19 protein-coding genes and 4 tRNA genes are annotated in these 22,158 nt (G+C 58.6%); all 23 read right to left on the bottom strand.

The window, feature by feature from the left end; all coding sequences use genetic code 11:
• Positions 1-16: 16 nt before the first annotated feature.
• The gene (rplB, locus tag L1075_RS10075; RefSeq protein ID WP_040239415.1) at positions 17-847 is read right to left on the bottom strand and encodes a 50S ribosomal protein L2; all 831 of its coding nucleotides are present in this window, start codon (positions 845-847) and stop codon (positions 17-19) included.
• Positions 848-863: 16 nt separating this feature from the next.
• On the bottom strand, positions 864-1,160 hold the full coding sequence (gene rplW, locus L1075_RS10080) for a 50S ribosomal protein L23 (RefSeq protein ID WP_040239417.1): 297 nt from the start codon (positions 1,158-1,160) through the stop codon (positions 864-866).
• Complete coding sequence (gene rplD, locus L1075_RS10085) at positions 1,157-1,765, bottom strand: 50S ribosomal protein L4 (protein ID WP_040239419.1); 609 nt, start codon at positions 1,763-1,765, stop codon at positions 1,157-1,159. The genes rplW and rplD overlap by 4 nt, the downstream gene beginning before the upstream one ends.
• Before the next feature lie 14 nt (positions 1,766-1,779).
• Positions 1,780-2,418: a 50S ribosomal protein L3 gene (gene rplC / locus L1075_RS10090; RefSeq protein ID WP_246894737.1), complete on the bottom strand. Its 639-nt coding sequence runs from the start codon at positions 2,416-2,418 to the stop codon at positions 1,780-1,782.
• A gap of 130 nt (positions 2,419-2,548) precedes the next feature.
• Positions 2,549-2,860 (bottom strand): 30S ribosomal protein S10, encoded by a 312-nt coding sequence (gene rpsJ / locus L1075_RS10095; protein WP_011505728.1) that lies wholly within the window; start codon positions 2,858-2,860, stop codon positions 2,549-2,551.
• 153 nt (positions 2,861-3,013) lie between these two features.
• Positions 3,014-4,207 (bottom strand): elongation factor Tu, encoded by a 1,194-nt coding sequence (tuf, locus tag L1075_RS10100; RefSeq protein ID WP_246894736.1) that lies wholly within the window; start codon positions 4,205-4,207, stop codon positions 3,014-3,016.
• A gap of 29 nt (positions 4,208-4,236) precedes the next feature.
• Positions 4,237-6,357 carry an elongation factor G gene (fusA, locus tag L1075_RS10105; RefSeq protein ID WP_246894735.1) on the bottom strand — a complete coding sequence of 707 codons (2,121 nt, stop codon included), beginning with the start codon at positions 6,355-6,357 and terminating at the stop codon, positions 4,237-4,239.
• 18 nt (positions 6,358-6,375) lie between these two features.
• Positions 6,376-6,846: a 30S ribosomal protein S7 gene (gene rpsG, locus L1075_RS10110; protein ID WP_246894734.1), complete on the bottom strand. Its 471-nt coding sequence runs from the start codon at positions 6,844-6,846 to the stop codon at positions 6,376-6,378.
• 110 nt (positions 6,847-6,956) lie between these two features.
• A complete protein-coding gene (rpsL, locus tag L1075_RS10115; protein ID WP_040239433.1) occupies positions 6,957-7,331 on the bottom strand; it encodes a 30S ribosomal protein S12 in 375 nt (124 codons plus the stop codon).
• Positions 7,332-7,479: 148 nt separating this feature from the next.
• On the bottom strand, positions 7,480-11,697 hold the full coding sequence (gene rpoC / locus L1075_RS10120; protein WP_246894733.1) for a DNA-directed RNA polymerase subunit beta': 4,218 nt from the start codon (positions 11,695-11,697) through the stop codon (positions 7,480-7,482).
• A gap of 79 nt (positions 11,698-11,776) precedes the next feature.
• Positions 11,777-15,853: a DNA-directed RNA polymerase subunit beta gene (rpoB, locus tag L1075_RS10125; RefSeq protein WP_075369420.1), complete on the bottom strand. Its 4,077-nt coding sequence runs from the start codon at positions 15,851-15,853 to the stop codon at positions 11,777-11,779.
• Between the two features lie 227 nt (positions 15,854-16,080).
• Entirely contained in the window at positions 16,081-16,452 is a 372-nt protein-coding gene (gene rplL / locus L1075_RS10130) for a 50S ribosomal protein L7/L12 (RefSeq protein ID WP_040239438.1), read from the bottom strand.
• Between the two features lie 83 nt (positions 16,453-16,535).
• Positions 16,536-17,039, bottom strand: a complete 504-nt coding sequence (rplJ, locus tag L1075_RS10135) for a 50S ribosomal protein L10 (protein ID WP_040239440.1) — start codon at positions 17,037-17,039, stop codon at positions 16,536-16,538.
• 263 nt (positions 17,040-17,302) lie between these two features.
• Entirely contained in the window at positions 17,303-17,995 is a 693-nt protein-coding gene (gene rplA, locus L1075_RS10140; RefSeq protein ID WP_040239443.1) for a 50S ribosomal protein L1, read from the bottom strand.
• Between the two features lie 2 nt (positions 17,996-17,997).
• Positions 17,998-18,429 (bottom strand): 50S ribosomal protein L11, encoded by a 432-nt coding sequence (rplK, locus tag L1075_RS10145; RefSeq protein ID WP_040239445.1) that lies wholly within the window; start codon positions 18,427-18,429, stop codon positions 17,998-18,000.
• Positions 18,430-18,532: 103 nt separating this feature from the next.
• Positions 18,533-19,066: a transcription termination/antitermination protein NusG gene (gene nusG, locus L1075_RS10150; protein ID WP_040239448.1), complete on the bottom strand. Its 534-nt coding sequence runs from the start codon at positions 19,064-19,066 to the stop codon at positions 18,533-18,535.
• Between the two features lie 8 nt (positions 19,067-19,074).
• Positions 19,075-19,443, bottom strand: a complete 369-nt coding sequence (secE, locus tag L1075_RS10155) for a preprotein translocase subunit SecE (RefSeq protein ID WP_075369421.1) — start codon at positions 19,441-19,443, stop codon at positions 19,075-19,077.
• A 72-nt stretch (positions 19,444-19,515) separates the two neighbouring features.
• Positions 19,516-19,591: transfer RNA gene (locus L1075_RS10160), tRNA-Trp, on the bottom strand.
• Positions 19,592-19,715: 124 nt separating this feature from the next.
• Positions 19,716-19,790: transfer RNA gene (locus L1075_RS10165), tRNA-Thr, on the bottom strand.
• 6 nt (positions 19,791-19,796) lie between these two features.
• Positions 19,797-19,870 (bottom strand) — tRNA-Gly (locus L1075_RS10170).
• Between the two features lie 50 nt (positions 19,871-19,920).
• Positions 19,921-20,004, bottom strand: a tRNA-Tyr gene (locus L1075_RS10175).
• A 105-nt stretch (positions 20,005-20,109) separates the two neighbouring features.
• Positions 20,110-20,949 (bottom strand): type III pantothenate kinase, encoded by an 840-nt coding sequence (locus L1075_RS10180; protein ID WP_040239450.1) that lies wholly within the window; start codon positions 20,947-20,949, stop codon positions 20,110-20,112.
• Positions 20,946-21,926 carry a biotin--[acetyl-CoA-carboxylase] ligase gene (locus tag L1075_RS10185; protein ID WP_246941676.1) on the bottom strand — a complete coding sequence of 327 codons (981 nt, stop codon included), beginning with the start codon at positions 21,924-21,926 and terminating at the stop codon, positions 20,946-20,948. Before L1075_RS10185 ends, L1075_RS10180 begins: the two co-directional genes overlap by 4 nt.
• Between the last annotated feature and the right edge of the window lie 232 nt (positions 21,927-22,158).

Here is a 22,158-nt window from a genome sequence, read left to right on the forward strand (position 1 = left end):
GTCTTGGCGTTAGATCTTACTTCCGGGCCTTACGGCGACGGACGATCAGCTTGTCGGTGCGCTTGTTCTTGCGGGTCTTATGGCCCTTGGTGGGGATGCCCCACGGGCTGACCGGATGACGGCCACCGCTGGAGCGGCCTTCACCACCACCATGCGGATGGTCCACCGGGTTCATCGCGACACCGCGAACCGTCGGACGCACGCCTCTCCAGCGCTTCGCACCGGCCTTGCCAAGTTGACGGAGGCTGTGCTCGGAATTGCCCACTTCACCCAAGGTTGCACGGCATTCTGCCAAAATCTTGCGCATCTCGCCGGAACGTAGACGCACAGTGGCGTAGTTGCCTTCACGTGCTACCACTTGGGCACTGGCACCGGCACTCCGTGCGATCTGAGCACCCTTGCCGGGCTTCATCTCGATGCAGTGCACGGTCGACCCTACCGGAATGTTACGCAGCGGCAGCGCGTTACCACGCTTGATCGCTGCATTGACGCCGGACTCCAAGCGGTCGCCCGCTTTCACGCCACGCGGAGCGATGATGTAGCGACGCTCGCCGTCCAGGTACTTGAGCAGCGCAATGTTAGCGCTACGATTGGGATCGTATTCGAGGCGCTCAACGACAGCGGCAACGCCATCCTTGGCACGTTTGAAATCGATCACACGATAGTGCTGACGGTGACCACCCCCGACATGACGGGTAGTGATACGACCGTTATTGTTACGACCGCCGCTCTTGGATTTCTTCTCCAATAGGCCGGCATAAGGGCGACCCTTGTAGAGCTCGTCGTTGACGACTTTGATGACGTGACGACGACCGGCGGACGTGGGTTTGGTCTTAACAACTGCCATGATCCGTACTCCTGCCTTACTCGGCGCCAGAGAAGTCTTCGAGAGTCTCGCCGGCCGCCAGTGTGACGTATGCCTTGCGATATCCCTTGCGCAGACCAACACCATGCTGCGTGCGCTTGGTCTTACCCTTGACGTTCAAGACCTGCACGCCAGCGACCTTCTTCTCGAAGAGCGCTTCGACGGCTTTCTTGATCTCGGGCTTGGTCGCGTCCTGGGCCACCTTGAACACGTACTGGTTGTTTTCGGCGGCGAATGCGGCCTTCTCGGTCATATGAGGCCCGAGCAGAACCTTGAATACGCGTTCCTGGTTCATCCCAGCTTCTCCTCGAATTTACGCAGAGCGGAAACGGTGACCAGCACCTTGTCAAAGGCAACCAGGCTCACCGGATCGGCAGCCGCGACATCCACTACATCGACGTAGGGAATGTTACGCGCGGCGAGAAACAACTTTTCGTCGATGTCTTCGGTGACGATCAGCGCTTTCTCGAGATCCAGGTCCTTCAGCTTGGCAATCAGCTGCTTGGTCTTGGGGGCATCCACCGCAATGCTGTCAACGACGACTAGACGTTCCTGACGCACCAGCTCGGAGAGAATCGAGCGCATGGCCGCGCGGTACATCTTGCGGTTGACTTTCTGGGTGTAGTCTTGCGGACGTGCTGCAAAGGTCACACCACCACTACGCCACAGTGGCGAGCGAATAGTGCCGGCACGAGCACGGCCGGTTCCCTTTTGACGCCACGGCTTCTTGCCGCCGCCACGTACTTCAGCGCGAGTCTTCTGTGCACGAGTCCCCTGGCGACCGGCTGCGAAATACGCAGTCACGACCTGGTGGACCAGCGACTCGTTAAACTCTTTACCGAAGGTAGCGTCGGACACTTCGACAGTGCCGGCTTCGGCACCTGCGAGATTCAAATTCATCGGTCTCATACCCCTCAGCGAGCTTTAACGGCACTGCGTACGATGACTTCGCAGTCGGTCGCACCCGGCACGGCGCCTTTGACCAGCAGCAAATTACGCTCGGCATCGACGCGCACGATTTCCAGGCTCTGGACGGTCACACGCTCATTGCCCATCTGACCGGCCATCTTCTTGCCCTTGAAGACGCGACCCGGCGTCTGGCACATACCGATGGAGCCCGGAGCGCGGTGCGCAAGCGAGTTGCCGTGACCATTGTCTTGGGTGCGGAAATTCCAGCGCTTGACGGCGCCCTGGAAGCCCTTGCCTTTAGAGGTGCCAGTCACATCGACTTTCTGACCGGCTTCAAAGAGGGATACGGTGATGTTGCCGCCCACTTCAGGAGCATCTTCGCCCTCTTCCAAGCGAAACTCCATCAATGCACGACCGGCCTCGACACCTGACTTGGCATACTGCCCTGCGGCAGCTTTGGTCAGATGCTTGGCCTTGCGGGATCCCGAAGTCACCTGAATCGCGCTATAGCCGTCGGTTTCGACAGTCTTAACGCGAGTCACGCGATTCGGCTCGACCTCGATAACGGTTACGGGCACAGAAGCGCCATTTTCGGTAAAGATGCGGGTCATGCCGCTCTTCTTACCGACCAAACCGATAGTCATGTTCAGTCTCCTTTAGTGTACGGGGCTATCACCCGCTATGGCTGCCCTTTCCAGAGCATTCCACTAGCACATTGTGTGACGCCGTCCCGGCGTGGCGACCTTGTGGAAAAGCCGCTAGTGACTAGTGTGATCAGTCGAGCTTGATTTGCACATCCACGCCAGCGGCGAGGTCGAGCTTCATCAGCGCGTCTACGGTTTTTTCCGTGGGTTCGACAATGTCGAGCACACGCTTATGAGTGCGAATCTCGTACTGATCGCGCGCGTCCTTGTTGACGTGCGGCGAGATCAATACGGTATAGCGCTCGCGATTAGTCGGTAGTGGGATCGGACCACGGACCTGAGCACCCGTACGCTTCGCGGTATCCACGATTTCTTGCGCGGACTGGTCAATCAGGCGATGGTCAAAGGCCTTCAACCGAATGCGAATCTTTTGGTTCTGCATTAGCCTTAAACTCCAATGGATGTCGACGGCGCGAGCCGTCTACCCACGCATTCAAAGGATGCGCATTATAGGCAGGCTGACAGTGACTGTCAAACATGCACAGAAAGGGGGCTCCTCAAAGGAGCCCCCTTCGATCATCGAAGGGCGAAACCCTTACTTGACGATCTTGGCGACAACACCGGCACCCACGGTACGTCCACCTTCGCGAACCGCGAAGCGCAGGCCGTCTTCCATGGCGATCGGCGCGATCAGCGTCACAGTCATCTGGACGTTGTCGCCCGGCATGACCATTTCAACGCCTTCCGGCAGCTCACAAGTACCGGTCACGTCAGTGGTCCGGAAGTAAAACTGCGGACGATAGCCCTTGAAGAACGGGGTATGACGACCGCCTTCTTCCTTGGACAGCACGTAAACTTCGGCTTCGAAGGTAGTGTGGGGCTTGATGGTACCCGGCTTGGCCAGCACCTGACCACGCTCGACGTCGTCACGCTTGGTGCCACGCAACAGCGCGCCAATGTTCTCGCCAGCACGACCTTCGTCGAGCAACTTGCGGAACATTTCGACACCGGTAACGGTCGTCTTGACGGTATCCTTGAGACCCACGATCTCGACTTCTTCGCCAGACTTGACGACGCCGCGTTCGACACGACCGGTCACAACGGTACCGCGACCGGAGATGGAGAACACGTCTTCGATCGGCATCAGGAACGGCTGATCGATGGCACGTTCCGGCTCCGGGATGTAGGCATCCAGAGCCTTGATCAGGTTGGCAACGGCAGTCGTACCCATGCCGTTATCATCCTTGCCTTCCAGCGCCATCAGAGCGGAGCCGGTGATGATCGGGCAGTCGTCGCCTGGGAAGTCGTACTCGTTGAGGAGCTCACGAACTTCCATTTCGACCAGCTCGAGCAGCTCTTCGTCGTCGACCATGTCGGCCTTGTTCAGGAACACGACGATGTTCGGAACGCCAACCTGGCGAGACAGCAGGATGTGCTCGCGCGTCTGCGGCATGGGGCCATCCGCGGCGCTGCAGACCAGGATAGCGCCGTCCATCTGAGCGGCACCAGTGATCATGTTCTTGACGTAGTCGGCGTGCCCGGGGCAGTCGACGTGCGCGTAGTGGCGCTCTTCGGACTGGTATTCGACGTGAGCAGTCGCGATGGTGATACCGCGCTCACGCTCTTCCGGCGCGTTGTCGATGGTGTCGAATTCGCGCCAGTCGCCGCCGAAAACCTCCGCGGAAACGCGAGTCAGTGCCGCAGTCAGCGTGGTCTTGCCATGGTCGACGTGACCGATGGTACCGACGTTGATATGCGATTTGGTACGTTCAAATTTTTCCTTAGCCACTGCTATAACCTCTTTACGTTAGCTAACGGTTAACCATTCTGGTTGATGACGGCTTCAACGACGCTGGAGGGCGCCTCTTCGTAATCCGCAAACTCCATAGTGTAGCTTGCGCGGCCCTGGGTCTGAGAACGCAAATCGGTCGCGTAACCGAACATCTCAGCCAGCGGCACCGTGGCGCGGATAATCTTGCCTGCCGGCGAGTCATCCATGCCCTGAACGAGGCCACGGCGGCGGTTAATGTCGCCCATAACATCCCCCATGAACTCTTCGGGAGTCACGACCTCAACCTTCATCACCGGCTCCAGCAGCACGGCCTTGGCCTTCGGCGCGCCTTCCTTGATCGCCATGGAAGAGGCAACCTTGAACGCAGTCTCGTTCGAGTCCACGTCATGGTAGGAACCATCGAACAGCGTGACCTTGACGTCAATCATCGGGTAACCCGCGATGACCCCGTTCTGCAGCTGCTCATAGGCCCCTTTCTCGACGGCCGGCACGTATTCCTTGGGAACCACACCACCGACGATTTCGGAGGCGAACTTGAAGTTCATGTCTTCGTCTTCGCCCTTGTCTTCGGCCGTCAGCGGCTCGATGCGCAGCAGCACGTGACCGTACTGACCACGACCGCCCGACTGACGAACGAACTTGCCTTCCTGCTCGACACTGGCGCGAATCGTTTCGCGGTAGGCTACCTGCGGCTTACCGATATTGGCGTCGACTTTGAATTCGCGACGCAGACGATCGACGATGATGTCGAGATGAAGCTCACCCATGCCAGAAATGATCGTCTGACCGGTTTCCTCGTCGGTCTTGACGCGGAACGAAGGATCTTCCTGAGCCAACTTGCCCAGCGCGGTCCCCATCTTCTCCTGGTCGGGCTTGGATTTCGGCTCCACGGCGACCGAGATCACCGGATCCGGAAACTCCATACGCTCAAGAATGATCTTGTCCTGCAGATCACAGAGGGTGTCACCGGTGGTGACATCCTTGAGCCCGATGCACGCAGCGATATCGCCCGCGTAGACTTCCTTGATCTCCTCGCGTGAATTGGAGTGCATCTGGACGATACGGCCCACGCGCTCCTTCTTGCTCTTCACGGAATTGAAGATGCTGTCACCGGACTTGAGCACACCCGAATAGACACGGATAAAGGTCAGTGTCCCGACGAACGGGTCAGTGGCGATCTTGAAAGCCAGCGCAGCGAAAGGTGCTTTATCGTCAGCTTCACGCGTGGCGATTGTGCCATCCTTGTCGTCAAGCTCACCTTCGATAGCCTTGACCTCGGTGGGCGACGGCATGTATTCGATCACGCCATCGAGTACCGCCTGGACGCCCTTGTTCTTGAACGCGCTCCCGCACGTCACCAGAACGATTTCGTTATCCAGAGTACGGCGACGCAAGCCAGCCTTGATGTCCGCCTCGGAGAGGGCGCCCTCTTCGAGGTATTTGTCCATCAACTCTTCGGACGCCTCGGCGGCAGCTTCGACCATCGCCTCGCGATACTTCTCAGCGGTTTCCTTGAGCTCATCGGGAATGTCGACCAGCTCATAGTTCATGCCGTGATTGGCTTCGTCCCAGAGAATGCCCTTCATCTGGATCAGGTCGATAACCCCTTTGAAGTTATCTTCCGCGCCCCAGTTGATCTGGATCGGAACAGTATTGGCTCCCAGCTTCTGCTTGAGCTGGTCGAGCACCATGAAGTAATCGGCCCCGGCGCGGTCCATCTTGTTGACGAACACCATACGCGGAACTTCATACTTGTTGGCCTGACGCCAGACTGTTTCGGTTTGCGGCTGCACACCGGAGGAGCCACAAAGCACAACGACAGCACCGTCGAGGACACGCAAGGAACGTTCGACTTCGATCGTGAAGTCAACGTGTCCCGGTGTATCGATGATATTGATACGATGCTCATCGAACTGCTTGCTCATCCCCTGCCAGAAACAGGTCGTCGCAGCGGAGGTGATTGTGATACCACGCTCCTGCTCCTGCTCCATCCAGTCCATGGTGGCAGCACCATCATGAACCTCGCCAACCTTGTGAGACAGGCCGGTGTAGAACAGGACACGCTCGGTAGTGGTAGTCTTCCCGGCGTCGACGTGAGCCACGATACCGATATTACGGTAGCGATTAAGCGGAGTCTTGCGTGCCACGATGGAATACCCCGTTGGTTAGAAGCGGTAGTGAGAGAAGGCCTTGTTGGCATCTGCCATGCGATGCACGTCTTCACGCTTCTTCACAGCAGCACCCTTGCCTTCGGCGGCGTCCAGCATTTCGCCAGCGAGGCGCTGCACCATGGTCTTCTCACCACGACTGCGCGCCGCATCCACCAGCCAACGCATGGCCAGGGCCTGACGGCGAGAAGGACGGACTTCCACGGGCACCTGATAGGTCGCACCGCCAACGCGGCGAGACTTAACCTCGACCATCGGCTGGATCGTTTCCAGCGCCTTGTCGAAGATTTCCAACGGCTCATCCTTGCTACGTTCGGCAACCCTGTCCAGCGCACCGTAGACGATACGCTCAGCTACAGATTTCTTGCCGTTGATCATCAGGTGATTCATGAACTTGGCCAGACGCTCACTTCCGAATTTCGGATCCGGGAGGATTTCGCGTTTGGCGACAACTTTTCTTCTAGGCATGATAAGCCCTCGTTTCGAAGGGTCCTTCAGGTAAACTCGAGACAACGCATCGCGCGCTCGACCTTACTCTTATCTGACCGACAACAGTTGAAGTCTAGATCGCTTTGCGATCAAGACTTAGGACGTTTGGTACCGTACTTGGAACGGCCCTGACGGCGATTTTGAACACCAGAAGTATCCAGCGCGCCGCGAACGGTGTGATAACGCACACCCGGCAAGTCTTTTACACGACCGCCGCGAATCAGGACCACGGAGTGTTCCTGCAGGTTGTGACCTTCACCGCCGATATAGGAAGCGACTTCGTAGCCATTCGTCAGGCGCACACGGCAAACCTTACGTAGCGCCGAGTTCGGCTTTTTCGGGGTAGTGGTGTAGACACGGGTGCAAACCCCGCGCTTTTGCGGGCAAGACTGCAGCGCCGGCACGTCGCTCTTGGCGGCCGGGCGCTTGCGCGGCTTGCGCACGAGCTGATTGATCGTTGCCATATCTGTAGCTGACTCCAATGGTTGCCAAACCTTTCAACATTGGGGCAGGACGTACCCACCCCACTGTTAAAGGCTGCGCATTCTAATGTCTGGCGACGAGCCACGTCAAGTCCGCCACCACGTAGGCCCCGGACTTGACGGCATACGCCTAGAGGTCTTCGTCGTCGGCGTCCAACGCCGTGAGCTGCGCACCCAATTCCTGCTCGACATCGGAGGCCGAAGGATTGACCGTGTGCCCATCATCCTCACGCTTGCGACGCCGCTCGGCGTGGTGCGCCAATCCAGTCCCGGCCGGCACCAAGCGACCCACCACAACGTTTTCCTTGAGACCGCGCAGGTAGTCGCGCTTGCCGGACACCGCCGCCTCAGTCAATACGCGAGTGGTTTCTTGGAACGATGCGGCCGAGATGAACGACTCTGTTGCCAGGCTCGCCTTGGTGATACCCAGCAGCAAACGCTCGCTTTTGGCCGGGAATTTATCTTCCTGGGCCAAGCGTGCGTTTTCCTCGAGGACGCGGACGTATTCCGCCTGATCGCCGGTAATGAAGGAAGAATCCCCGGCATCGGTGATTTCTACCTTGCGCAGCATCTGGCGCACGATCACCTCGATGTGCTTGTCATCGATGACCACACCCTGCAGACGATAAACGTCTTGGATCTCGACCGTGATGTACTTGGCCAACTCCGCGATCCCGAGCAAGCGCAGGATATCGTGAGGATTGCTGGGGCCATCAGAGATGACCTCACCTTTCTCCACCGTCTCGCCTTCGAATACCCCGATCTGACGCCATTTGGGAATCAGCATCTCGACCGGCTCACCTTCTTCAGGCGTGACCGTCAGGCGGCGTTTGCCCTTGGTTTCCTTGCCGAAGCTGATAGTCCCGGTAACCTCGGCCAGGATCGCTGGCTCCTTGGGCTTGCGCGCCTCGAACAAGTCGGCGACACGCGGCAGACCCCCGGTGATGTCCTTGTTGCCGGATGCTTCAACCGGGATACGCGCGATAACCTCACCGACCCCGACCTGGTCGCCGTTTTCGCCTGCGATAATGGCCTTGCCGGGCAGCATGTACTGCACAGGGGTATTGGAGCCCGGCAGCGTGACATGCTCACCATTCTCATCGAGCAACATGATCATCGGGCGCTTTTCACGGCCAGAGGTTGGGCGCGCGGCGGTCTCGATCACCTCGATGTTAGAAAGACCAGTCATCTCGTCCACGCTGCGGTGGATAGTAATGCCTTCTTCCATGTCGCTGAATTGGGCCCTGCCCTCGACCTCGGCTACGACCGGATGAGTGTGCGGATCCCACTTGGCGACTGGCGTCCCGCCTTCGACCATGTCACCGTCACGGACCGACAGCTCGGCGCCATACGGCAGCTTGTAGTACTCGCGCTCGCGACCATGCTCGTCGGCGACGGCCAAGGCACTCGAGCGAGAAACGACGATGAGCTTGCCGTCATTGCGCTCGACATGCTTGATGTTGTGCAGGCGCACCGTACCACCGTGCTTGACCTGAACGCTATCGACCGCCGAGGCACGCGATGCAGCCCCCCCGATGTGGAAGGTACGCATGGTAAGCTGGGTACCCGGCTCACCGATCGACTGCGCCGCGATAACGCCAACGGCCTCGCCGATGTTGACCTGATGGCCACGCGCCAAGTCACGGCCGTAGCACGATGCGCACACACCATGTCGCGTTTCGCAGGTGATCGCGCTGCGCACGATAATCTCGTCCACGCCCATGGTATCGAGCTCGGCGCACCAAGCTTCATCCAGCAAAGTACCGCGCGGGATCAAAACATCATCAGTGGCGGGATCGACAACATCCTGCGCCACGACGCGGCCCAGCACGCGTTGTGCCAGCGATACGATGACGTCACCGCCCTCGATCACCGGATGTAGCGTCAGGCCTTCATACGTGCCGCAATCCTCTTCGGTCACCACCAGGTCCTGAGACACATCCACCAAACGCCGCGTCAGGTAACCGGAGTTGGCGGTCTTGAGTGCCGTATCCGCCAGACCCTTACGCGCGCCGTGCGTCGAGATGAAGTACTGCAGGACGTTCAGACCTTCACGGAAGTTGGCGGTGATCGGCGTCTCGATGATCGAACCATCCGGCTTTGCCATCAGGCCGCGCATGCCCGCCAGCTGGCGGATCTGTGCAGCACTACCACGCGCGCCGGAGTCGGCCATGATGAAGACGCTATTGAACGAATCCTGCTCGACCTGCTCGCCATGACGGTCGGTGACGGTCTCCTTCGAGATCCCCGCCATCATCGCCTTGGCGACCTTATCGTTGGCCTTGGACCAGATATCGATGACCTTGTTGTACTTCTCGCCCGCAGTCACCAGGCCGGAGGAGAACTGGTCCTCGATTTCCTTCACCTCTTCCTCGGCCCCGTCGACGATTTCTTTCTTCGAGTCGGGGATGACGAAGTCATTGACACCGATCGACGCGCCCGACCAAGTCGCCAGGCGGAACCCGGTGTACATCAGTTGGTCGGCGAAGATGACCGTATCCTTGAGACCCGCACGACGATAGACGGCGTTGATCAAGCCGGAAATCGCCTTCTTCTTCATCGGCTGATCGACCAGCTCGTAGGGCATCCCCTTGGGCAAGATGCGGAACAACAAGGCACGCCCCACAGTCGTATCGCGCAGCGAGGTCTTGCCGTTCAGTTCACCGCTTTCGTCGTCCCGGTCGTATTCGGTGAGGCGCACCTTGACACGCGCATGCATCGACACACTCTCGGTCCCGAACGCACGCTCGACCTCATCGAGGTTGGAGAAAACCATGCCTTCGCCTTTGGCATTGACCTTCTCGCGGGTCATGTAATAAAGCCCCAGCACGACGTCCTGAGACGGCACGATGATGGGCTCGCCGTTGGCTGGCGACAGCACATTGTTCGTGGCCATCATCAGCGTCCGCGCCTCGAGCTGTGCTTCCAGCGTCAGCGGGACGTGTACGGCCATCTGGTCGCCATCGAAGTCGGCGTTATACGCCGCGCACACCAACGGATGCAGCTGGATCGCCTTGCCTTCGATCAACAACGGCTCGAAAGCCTGGATACCCAAGCGGTGCAGTGTCGGGGCACGGTTGAGCATTACCGGGTGCTCGCGGATGACATCGGCGAGGATGTCCCACACTTCCGGCAACTCGCGCTCGACCATCTTCTTGGCGGCCTTGATGGTAGACGCTTGGCCGCTCGCCTGTAGCTTGGAGTAGATGAACGGCTTGAACAGCTCAAGCGCCATCTTCTTGGGCAAGCCACATTGATGCAGACGCAGCGTCGGACCCACGGTGATCACCGAGCGGCCGGAATAGTCGACACGCTTGCCCAGCAGGTTCTGGCGGAAACGCCCCTGCTTGCCCTTGATCATGTCGGCCAACGACTTCAACGGACGCTTGTTGGAGCCGGTGATGGCACGGCCGCGACGGCCGTTGTCGAGCAGCGCATCGACCGATTCCTGCAGCATGCGCTTCTCGTTGCGCACGATGATATCCGGCGCGTTGAGGTCGAGCAGGCGCTTCAGGCGGTTGTTACGGTTGATCACACGACGATACAGATCGTTGAGATCCGAGGTCGCGAAACGGCCGCCATCCAGCGGCACCAACGGACGCAGATCCGGCGGAAGCACCGGCAGCACTTCCATGATCATCCACGCCGGATCGTTGCCGGACTTGTAGAAGGCTTCCAATAGCTTCAAGCGCTTGGAGAGCTTTTTGATCTTGGTTTCGGAGTTGGTCTGCGGAACTTCTTCGCGCAGGCGTTCGATCTCTTCTTCGAGATCGACATCGTTGAGCAACGCCTGTACGGCTTCGGCGCCCATGCGGGCATCGAAGTCATCGCCGAATTCTTCCAGCGCCTCGAAGTACTGCTCATCGTTAAGCAGCTGGCCGCGCTCAAGCGTGGTCATGCCTGGATCGATGACCATGAAGCTCTCGAAATAGAGCACACGCTCGATATCGCGTAGGGTCATGTCCAGGAACAAGCCGATGCGCGATGGCAGCGACTTGAGGAACCAGATGTGCGCTACCGGCGCAGCCAGTTCGATATGTCCCATACGCTCGCGGCGCACGGCTGCCTTGGTTACCTCGACGCCGCACTTTTCGCAAATGATGCCACGATGCTTCATGCGCTTGTACTTACCGCACAAGCACTCATAATCCTTCACCGGACCGAAGATCTTGGCGCAGAACAGGCCATCACGCTCAGGCTTGAACGTACGGTAGTTGATGGTCTCAGGCTTTTTGACCTCGCCGTAGGACCAGGAGCGGATCAAGTCCGGCGACGCGAGCGTAATCTTGATCGCATCGAATTCTTCGGACTGTGCCTGCGATTTGAGGACTTTCACCAAATCTTTCATGGGGTCGGCTCCGTAGCGGAGTTGTCATGAGCGGGGCCTATCAAGGCCCCGCGGACCGTCATTCGTCAGCGTGAAACGCTCAGCCTTCCAGCTCGATATCAATACCCAGCGAGCGGATTTCCTTCACCAATACGTTGAAGGATTCCGGCATGCCTGCCTGCATCGAGTGGTCGCCGTCGACGATGTTCTTGTACATCTTGGTGCGGCCTTCCACGTCGTCGGACTTGACGGTCAGCATTTCCTGCAAGGTATAGGCCGCGCCATAGGCTTCCAGCGCCCAGACCTCCATCTCACCGAAGCGTTGTCCGCCGAACTGCGCCTTACCACCCAGCGGTTGCTGGGTTACCAGCGAGTACGAGCCGGTGGAACGGGCGTGCATCTTGTCGTCGACCAGGTGGTTGAGCTTGAGCATGTACATGTAGCCCACCGTCACTGAACGGTCGAAGGTTTCACCCGTACGCCCGTCGTAGAGCGTCATCTGACCGGAATCCGGCAGGTTGGCCAAACTCAGGAGATGCTTGATCTCGTGTTCCTTGGCACCATCGAAGACCGGCGTCGCCACCGGTACGCCATTGCGCAGATTCTTCGCCAGAGTGATGATTTCTTCATCGCTGAGCGAGTCGATATCCTCCTGGCGCGTCTCGGCGGTGTTGTACACCTGCCCCAAGAAGTCGCGAATCTCCGCCACCTGCTGCTGACGCGCCTCGCGCAACATCTCGTCGATTCTTACTCCGAGCCCCCAGGCGGCCATGCCCAGGTGGGTCTCGAGAATCTGCCCGACGTTCATGCGCGAGGGCACACCCAGCGGGTTGAGCACCACATCGACCGGTTCGCCATTGTCGTCGAACGGCATGTCCTCGACGGGCATGATAGACGAAATGACGCCCTTGTTACCGTGGCGGCCAGCCATCTTGTCACCCGACTGGATGCGACGCTTCACGGCCAGGTAGACCTTGACGATCTTGAGCACGCCCGGCGCCAGATCATCGCCCTGAGTCAACTTACGTTTCTTGTCTTCGAAACGCTCGTCCATCTCCTTGCGACGTTTTTCCAGCTGCTCATCGGCCTGGGCCAAGAGCTCGTTGAGCGACTCGTCCTGCATGCGCAGCTTGAACCACTGGCTACGCGGCAACTCGTCGAGGTAGGCTTCATCGAGGATGTCGCCCTTCTTGAGCTTGGGACCGCCATTGACCGGCTGGCCGAGCAACGTGCGCTTGAGGCGCTCGAAGGTGGCCTCTTCGGCGATGCGATAGGTTTCCTGAAGATCCTTGCGCACCTCATCGAGCTGGCTTTGCTCGATGGACAGAGCGCGCGAGTCCTTCTCGACACCATCGCGGGTGAAGACCTGCACGTCGATGATCGTGCCTTTCATACCCGTCGGCGCACGCAGCGAGGTGTCCTTCACGTCGGATGCCTTTTCGCCGAAGATCGCGCGTAGCAGCTTCTCTTCCGGCGTCAGTTGGGTTTCGCCCTTGGGCGTTACCTTGCCGACCAGAATATCGCCAGGGCCGACTTCGGCACCGATGTAGACGATACCTGCTTCGTCGAGCTTGCCAAGTGCCGCTTCACCGACGTTGGGAATGTCCGAGGAGATTTCCTCGGCACCCAGCTTGGTGTCGCGAGAAACACAGGTAAGTTCCTGAATGTGAATGCTGGTGAAACGGTCTTCCTCGACTACGCGCTCCGAGATAAGGATGGAATCCTCGAAGTTGTAGCCGTTCCACGGCATGAAGGCCATGCGCATGTTCTGGCCCAGTGCCAGATCCCCCATGTCGACGGAAGGCCCGTCGGCCAGGATATCGCCGCTTGCCACGGTGTCACCCGGGCGCACGATCGGGCGCTGGTTCATGCAGGTATTTTGGTTGGAACGCAGGTACTTGGTGAGATTGTAGATATCGACACCCGCTTCACCGCCGATGATCTCATCTTCGTTGATGCGTACCACGATGCGCTTGGCATCGACCGAATCGATCACCCCACCGCGCCGTGCGACTGCGCAGACGCCAGAGTCACGAGCAACGAAACGCTCCATACCCGTACCAACCAGCGGCTTCTCGGCACGCAGGGTCGGAACGGCCTGACGCTGCATGTTCGAGCCCATCAGGGCACGGTTGGCGTCATCGTGCTCGAGGAACGGAATCAACGCCGCGGCCACGGACACTACCTGACGCGGCGACACGTCCATCAACGTGACCTTGTCCGGTGCCATGAAAGTGGTCTCGCCTCTGTGGCGTACCTGAACCAGGTCGTCGACCAGCTTGCCGTCCTCATCCACCGTCGCAGACGCCTGGGCAATGATGAAGTCACCTTCCTCGATGGCCGACAGATGCACGACCTCGTCGGTAACCTGACGATCACTTACCTTGCGATACGGCGTTTCCAGGAAGCCGTAGCTGTTGGTGTGACTGTAGGTCGCCAGCGAGTTGATCAGGCCGATGTTGGGGCCTTCCGGCGTTTCGATCGGGCACAGGCGCCCGTAGTGCGTGGCGTGAACGTCGCGCACTTCGAAGCCGGCACGCTCACGGGTCAGGCCACCTGGCCCAAGCGCGGACACACGACGCTTGTGCGTGACCTCGGAGAGCGGGTTGTTCTGGTCCATGAACTGGGACAGCTGCGAGGAGCCGAAGAACTCTTTCACTGCAGCCGCCACCGGCTTGGCATTGATCAGGTCCTGCGGCATCAAGCCTTCGCTCTCCGCCATGGAGAGACGTTCCTTGACCGCACGCTCGACGCGCACCAGGCCAACGCGGAACTGATTTTCCGCCATCTCGCCGACACACCGAATGCGGCGGTTACCCAGGTGGTCGATGTCATCGACGTCACCAAAGCCGTTACGGATATTGATCAGCTCGCGGAGAACATCGAGGATGTCCTGATTGTCGAGAATCCCGGAGCCGGTATCCCCTTCGCGACGCAGACGGCGGTTGAACTTCATGCGACCGACGCCCGACAGGTCGTAGCGATCCTCGGTGAAGAACAAGTTGTGGAACAACGTCTCGGCCGCTTCCTTGGTCGGCGGCTCCCCGGGACGCATCATGCGATAAATCTCGACCAGCGCCTCTAGCTGAGAGCGCGTGGTGTCGATCTTCAACGTATCGGAGACGAACGAGCCCGCATCGAGATCGTTGGTGTACAACGTCTCAAGCGTGGTGATGCCCGCTTGACCGAGCGTTTCAAGCAGCTCGGGGGTGATTTCCGTATTGCATTCGCACACCAGCTCGCCGGTATTCGGATCGACCTGATCCTTGGCTAGCGTCTTGCCGAACAGATATTCCATCGGCACATCGAGGCGCTCGAGGCCGGCTTTCTCCATCTGGCGAATATGCTTCTGGGTAATGCGACGACCTTCCTCGACGATGAGATTACCCTCGCCGTCCTGGATATCGAAGGTCGCCGTCTCGCCACGCAGACGTGACGGTACCAGTTCGACGCTGAACCCTTTCTTCTCGACATGGAAGGTGCTGGTGTCGAAGAACGTCTCGAGGATCTCCTCGGCACTCATGCCCAGCGCACGCAACAATACCGTGGCCGGCAGCTTGCGGCGACGGTCGATACGGACGTAGACGTTGTCCTTGGGATCGAACTCGAAATCCAGCCATGAACCGCGATACGGGATGATACGCGCGGAGTACAGCAGCTTGCCGGACGTGTGACTCTTGCCCTTGTCGTGGTCGAAGAACACACCCGGCGAGCGATGGAGCTGGGAGACGATGACACGTTCGGTACCATTGACAACGAAGGTACCGTTTTCCGTCATCAGGGGGATCTCCCCCATGTAGACTTCCTGCTCTTTAATGTCCTTGATCGCCTTGTTGGACGAGTCCTTATCGTAGATGATCAAGCGCACCTTGACCCGCAGCGGCGCCGAATAGGTCACACCACGCAGTTGGCATTCCTTGACGTCGAAAGCCGACGTGCCAAAGCGGTAGCTGACATACTCGAGAGCGGCATTGCCGGAAAAGCTCTCGATAGGGAACACGGACTTGAAAGCAGCATGCAAGCCGACGTCGAGGCGTTCTTCGATCGCCCGGTCCTGCTGGAGGAAGTCGTAGTAGGAATCAAGCTGAATGGCCAGCAGGTAAGGCACATCCATCACTTGTGGCAGTTTGCCGAAATCCTTGCGGATGCGTTTTTTCTCAGTGTATGAGTAAGCCATCTGTATTCCCCAGCTTGTTCACCTTGGGTGACCGGTGCGTGGTCGGCGCCGCCTGAAGGGATTTCCCGTCAGGCGCTGACGGCAAGCCCTTACGAGAGCTCGCCGTCGGAATTCGTCTAGTCAGACACGTGACATTCTGGCTAGCAGCAACAGAAAAAGGCCGGCAGCGGGAAAGCCCGCCGCCAGCCATGAAGCTTACGCAGCGCGTAAAGCCATGGTCACCGGAGTTACTTGAGTTCCACGGATGCGCCAGCTTCTTCCAACTTGGTCTTGGCTTCGTCGCCATCTTCCTTGGACATGCCTTCTTTGAGGGTTGCCGGGGCGCCGTCGACGGCTGCCTTGGCTTCCTTGAGACCCAGACCAGTGATTTCACGAACCACCTTGATGACGTTGACCTTCTTCTCACCAGCGCTGGTCAGCACCAGGTCGAACTCGGTCTGTTCTTCAGCTTCTTCAGCTTCGCCACCGCCCGGGCCAGCCACAACAGCGGCGGCCGCAGAAACACCGAACTTTTCTTCCATCGCGGAAACCAACTCAGCCACTTCCATGACGGACATTTCGGCGACGGCGTTGATGATATCTTCTTGAGTCAGTGCCATTATCAAATTCCTAACTTTGCGGGAGCCTCATGTCATGAGGGCTCATTGATACAGGATTCGTGCCAGCGCGGTTCAGCCTGCCCTTAGGCCGCTTCTTCCTGCTTCTGGTCACGCAACGCAGCGAGTGTACGAGCCAACTTGCCAGCCGATGCTTCCTTCATGACGGACAACAGCTTGGCGATGGCTTCATCACGTGTCGGCAGCGTCGCCAGACGGTCAAGACCGGAAGCCGGGATGAACTCGCCTTCGTATGCCAGCGCCTTGATCTCGAAATCTTTCTCATTCTTGGCGAATTCCTTGAACAGACGAGCGGCAGCGCCCGGATGCTCATAGGAGAAGGCCAACATGGTCGGACCCGAGAACGTCTCGTTGAGGCACTCCCAAGGAGTACCTTCGAGGGCGCGGCGTGCTAAGGTGTTGCGCACAACACGAACTTGCACACCATTCTCGCGGGCCTGCTTGCGCAGTTCGGTCATGGCGCTTACCGCCACACCGCGAGAATCGGCAACGACGACGGAGAGCGCATCTTGTGCGGCTTCACTGACCTCGGCAACGATCGCTTTCTTGCCTTCGAGTGCTAATGGCACAGTGATCACTCCTTCGTACCGGACGCCTTTGAGGGCGTTCCAGTGGTTACCATCTCCCCCATCTTCGCTTACCACGAGAGGGGGCCGGGGTGATGGTGCTCACCAGACATCTGGCGGCCACACCATCTGCGCAGGCGACTTTTTAGGTCCATTAAGCCATGCCTTCTCAAGAAAGCATGGCACCTGCGGTCTTTGACGGTGCCCCGCCGCCACGCTTAAACGCTGTGTACGGGGACCGCAAAGTTACTGCCTTTTCCCGCGACTCACACGAACGGCGTGTGATCCACGGTCAACCCTGGCCCCATGGTAGTGGACAGGGTAATTTTCTTGAAGTAGATGCCCTTGGACGTACTCGGCTTGAGACGCTTGAGGTCACCGATCAATGCATCGAGGTTGCCCTTGATAGCACTGGCGTCGAAATCCACCTTACCGATGGCGGCATGAATGATGCCGTTCTTGTCGGTACGGAAGCGCACCTGACCTGCTTTCGCGTTCTTCACGGCAGTGGCGACGTCCGGCGTTACGGTGCCGACCTTGGGGTTGGGCATCAGCCCACGCGGACCGAGGATCTGGCCCAGCTGCCCAACGACACGCATGGCGTCCGGTGCGGCAACTACCACATCGAAGTCCATATTGCCTTTTTTGACGTCTGCCGCCAGTTCGTCCATCCCCACGACATCGGCGCCGGCCTCTTTCGCGGCATCGGCAGCAGCGCCTTGAGCGAAGACAGCGACACGTGCGGTTTTGCCTGTACCGTTAGGCATGACAGTAGCGCCACGCACGACCTGGTCGGATTTACGCGGGTCAACGCCGAGATTGATCGATACTTCGACGGACTCTTTGAACTTGACCGCGGACACTTCGGACAACAGGGCAACAGCTTCTTCCAGGTTATATACCTTGGATTTGTCGACCTTTTCGTTGAGCATCTGCACGCGCTTGGTAAGCTTGGCCATGATCAGAGACCCTCCACGTTGAGGCCCATGCTACGGGCACTGCCTGCGATGGTGCGGACAGCCGCATCAAGGTCGGAAGCCGTCAAATCGGGCTCCTTGGTCTTGGCAATCTCTTCCAGCTGCTCGCGTGTCACGGTACCGACCTTGGTCTTGTTCGGCACGCCAGAGCCAGACTTGATTCCCGCCGCTTTCTTCAACAGCACTGCTGCGGGCGGCGTTTTGGTGATGAACGTGAAGCTGCGATCAGAGTAGACCGTGATCACGACCGGCGTCGGAAGGCCCGGCTCGATATCTTGGGTTTCGGCATTAAACGTCTTGCAGAACTCCATGATATTGACGCCGTGCTGACCCAGCGCGGGGCCCACGGGGGGACTCGGATTGGCCTTACCCGCTGCAACTTGCAGCTTGATATAGGCCTGTACTTTTTTCGCCATGTTGGACTCCAGTTGGGTGGTAACGCCTTGCGGCTCCCCGTTTCAACGAGACCCTGAGGCCTCTACGACATGCACCGGCTCATACCGAGCCGGCGTCTTGAATTCAATCTTTTTCGACCTGAGCGAACTCGAGCTCGACAGGGGTCGAGCGCCCGAATATCAGCACACTGACATGCAAGCGGCTCTTCTCGTAGTTGACCTCTTCCACCACGCCGTTGAAATCGGCAAAAGGCCCATCAACAACACGCACGGTTTCACCCGGATCGAAGAGCGTCTTGGGACGTGGCTTGTCCGTACCGTCTTGTACACGACGCAATATGCCATCGGCTTCTTTTTGCGTAATCGGTGCCGGCTTTTCCGGCGTACCGCCGATGAACCCCATGACACGCGGCGTCTCATTCACCAAGTGCCAGGTGGCGTCGGTCATTTCCATCTCGACCAGGACATAGCCGGGATAGAACTTGCGCTCGCTTTTGCGGCGCTTTCCGTCACGCATCTCGACGACTTCTTCGGTCGGCACCAGAATTTCGCCAAACTGGTCTTCCATGCCATACATCTTGACGCGCTCATGTAGAGAGCGCATCACATGCTTTTCGAAGCCGGAGTAGGCGTGGACGACGTACCAACGCTTGGACATGAAAACTCCTAACCTATGATGCCGGACATGGCCCAGCCGAGAAGCGTATCGATCAGCCACAATAGAATGCCGACCAACACTACGGCCACCAAGACAATCGCAGTGGTCTGGATCGTCTCGGGGCGCGTCGGCCACACTACACGCTGAATCTCCTTACGCGACCCGCGCGCCAATTCAGCCAGTGCACGCCCCTTGGTCGTGGTCAAGGCCACCGCCGCAGCGGCTACACCAAGCACAACGACGCCTAGAACGCGATACAGCAGCGCTTGATCGGCAAAATAAGCATTGCCCGCCACCGCCAGCACGACAAGAACGACGGCGACCGCCCATTTGGCGACATCAAAACGCGACCCTTGCACCTCGGCGCTTTGTTTCATGGAAAAGGAACTCCTAAAGGCGCGGCAAGCGTGACAAGAAATAATAAAGGAAGAACCAGCACTGAGGAAGGCTGGCAGGCCAGGAGGGAATCGAACCCCCAACCTGCGGTTTTGGAGACCGCTGCTCTGCCAATTGAGCTACTGGCCTATACTCTGCAACCTGACGCTTCACTGGTAGGCTTTTGCCACAGCGCGCGCCATATTAGCTAACTACAACCAGGAAGGCAACCCAGTTGTATCGCATCAAGACGAGATTTAAGTCTCGCCCAATATGGAGCTCATGGACGGATTTGAACCGTCGACCTCACCCTTACCAAGGGTGTGCTCTACCCCTGAGCTACATGAGCCTAACTTGGAGCGGGCAGCGGGGATCGAACCCGCATCATCAGCTTGGAAGGCTGAGGTTCTACCATTGAACTATGCCCGCCTGCCCACTCGTCGCTTGCGCCCTATGGGCTGGCGGTCAAGCATTTAATCTGGTGGAGGGGGAAGGATTCGAACCTTCGAAGCTTTCGCGGCAGATTTACAGTCTGCTCCCTTTGGCCACTCGGGAACCCCTCCAACGTGGCGACGAATTCTACGGACTTTGAGAATTGTGTCAAGCACTTAATTTACAATGCTTTTCTCTTTCCATGAGCCCGTCGACCCGAAACGCGCAGCATTGTGTCAAAGCAGCATTGAGAATGCAAGGCCAGCCCGGACTTTTTCCAGGGGAGGAACGGAGGGTGGCAGCGGTGCCCCAGCCAGTCGCCCAGCGCGCTCCGCGGCCGTTAACGGGTAGCATGTTTCAAGCCCCGCATAGACCATGTCCGGCCACACTGCATGTGGGATACGCAACCCGCGAGACACTACCCGAGCGTCTCCCCCAGTCAAGAGCAGTGGTAGCGCAACGCCTTCTCGGTCACATACTTCGCTATAGATACGGTTAACGGCGCTCACCGCCGACATGTAGATACCGTGATTGACCGCCTCGACCGTGTTGCGCCCTGGCGCCAGCAGCTCATCTGCCTCACTGTCAGGATCAATAGCCACATTACGCGTCCCCAGCTTGAGACTTTCTTTCATCAAGCGCAGTCCGGGGATGATATATCCCCCCAGATGGCGACCGCCGGGCAATACAAAATCCATAGTGATCGCGCTGCCGCAATCGACACTGCAACAGCCTCCCGTCAGCTGATAGCCGGCAAGCACTCCCATCCAGCGATCGACGCCAAGACGCCCAGGCTCATCATAGCCGCAGCTGACACCAAGCGCTTCAGAGGTAGAGCGTGCCACATGCACCACACCGACTTGGCGCCGCAGCAATGTCACGGTATCGCGCAATACGGATTCTCGCGCAACGCTCGAGATACGCACGGCCTCTACGACATCGAGGTCGGGTATGTCGGCGCCGGGCCGCCACTCTTCCCGTGTCCAGACGGCCCCACGAGAGCGAATTTCACTACTCGCGACATCCTTCAGTCGCCACTTCGACAAGGTATTGCCGATATCGAGATCCAAAATCATGAGCGCGCGCGCAAGCTGATTTCGCCACCGGCCAGCAGCCGGACTTCCCCATTCAAATTGACTTGCAAGTTCCCGGTGGCATCCACGCCCTCGGCAACGGCAGTGTAAGTGCGCTCCCCCTGAACGACATCCACCTCGAGCCCTGCATAGGCATTGCGACGATTCCAGGCATCACGCCACGGCTCGAAGCCATATTGCTCGAAAAGAGGCAGCATTCCCAGCAAGGCTTCCACCAACGATGCAGACAGTTCATTGCGCGTGATATCGGACCTCACGTCATTCAGGGCGGCGACGGGTTGTTCCACGCTATTGCGTGCAGCGTCAGGCAAGGAAACATTGAGCCCAATGCCGATGACGACCTCGCAGGGACCGGCGACATCACCGCTCACCTCTAGAAGGATACCGGCCAACTTCGCCGTGCCATCCCCCCGGCGCAACAACAAATCATTGGGCCATTTAAGCACCACAGGCACGGAGAGACGCTCCAGCACTTCGGCCAGTACCACACCCACGGCCAGGCTCAAACCTTCTAGCGCCGAGGCACCTTCATCGAAACGCCATCCCAACGAGAACAGAAGGCCACTTCCCCAGGGGCAGACCCAATGACGACCACGCCGTCCACGCCCGGCATCCTGACTCTCCGCCAAGCACACCTCGGCATGCCCAGCACCTTGCTGAAAGCGCTCGCGCAAAAAGGTGTTGGTCGAAGGCAGCGCATCTTCAACGAACAGACGGGTTAAATGATGACGTGGCTCCGCGGGCAGGCGCTCGATGATAGCCGGCCCGGACAGCAGGTCCAACGGTGCGGCCAAACGATACCCTTGGCCTTTCACCGCTTCCAACTGCAGCCCTATTTTCTCCAGCTTCTTGAGCTGCTTCCAGACCGCCGTACGTGAAACGCCCAGCTGCTCGCCCAATTGCTCGCCGGAGTGATACTCACCGTCGCTCAGCAGACGAATCAGATCACCAATCGTCATTCCGGTCATCCCCGTCGGGAAAAAACGACATTCTATCGAAATGCGCTCCGCCGGGGGAGCATAGCCGACCAAAGCGCAACAAATTACTCTGTCAGGAAGCAATTTTAGCCGTAGAGTGCGCCAACCATCCTGGGCCGTACGCATAGACATAAAAAACCCCAGCCTCTTTCGACGCTGGGGTTTTAGACGCAATGCCTGACGATACTCGGGGCGGCGCGCCGGGACTCGCCAG

Origin of the sequence: Chromohalobacter beijerinckii, from assembly GCF_023061185.1 — a bacterium.
Classification (GTDB): Bacteria; Pseudomonadota; Gammaproteobacteria; order Pseudomonadales; family Halomonadaceae; genus Chromohalobacter; species Chromohalobacter beijerinckii.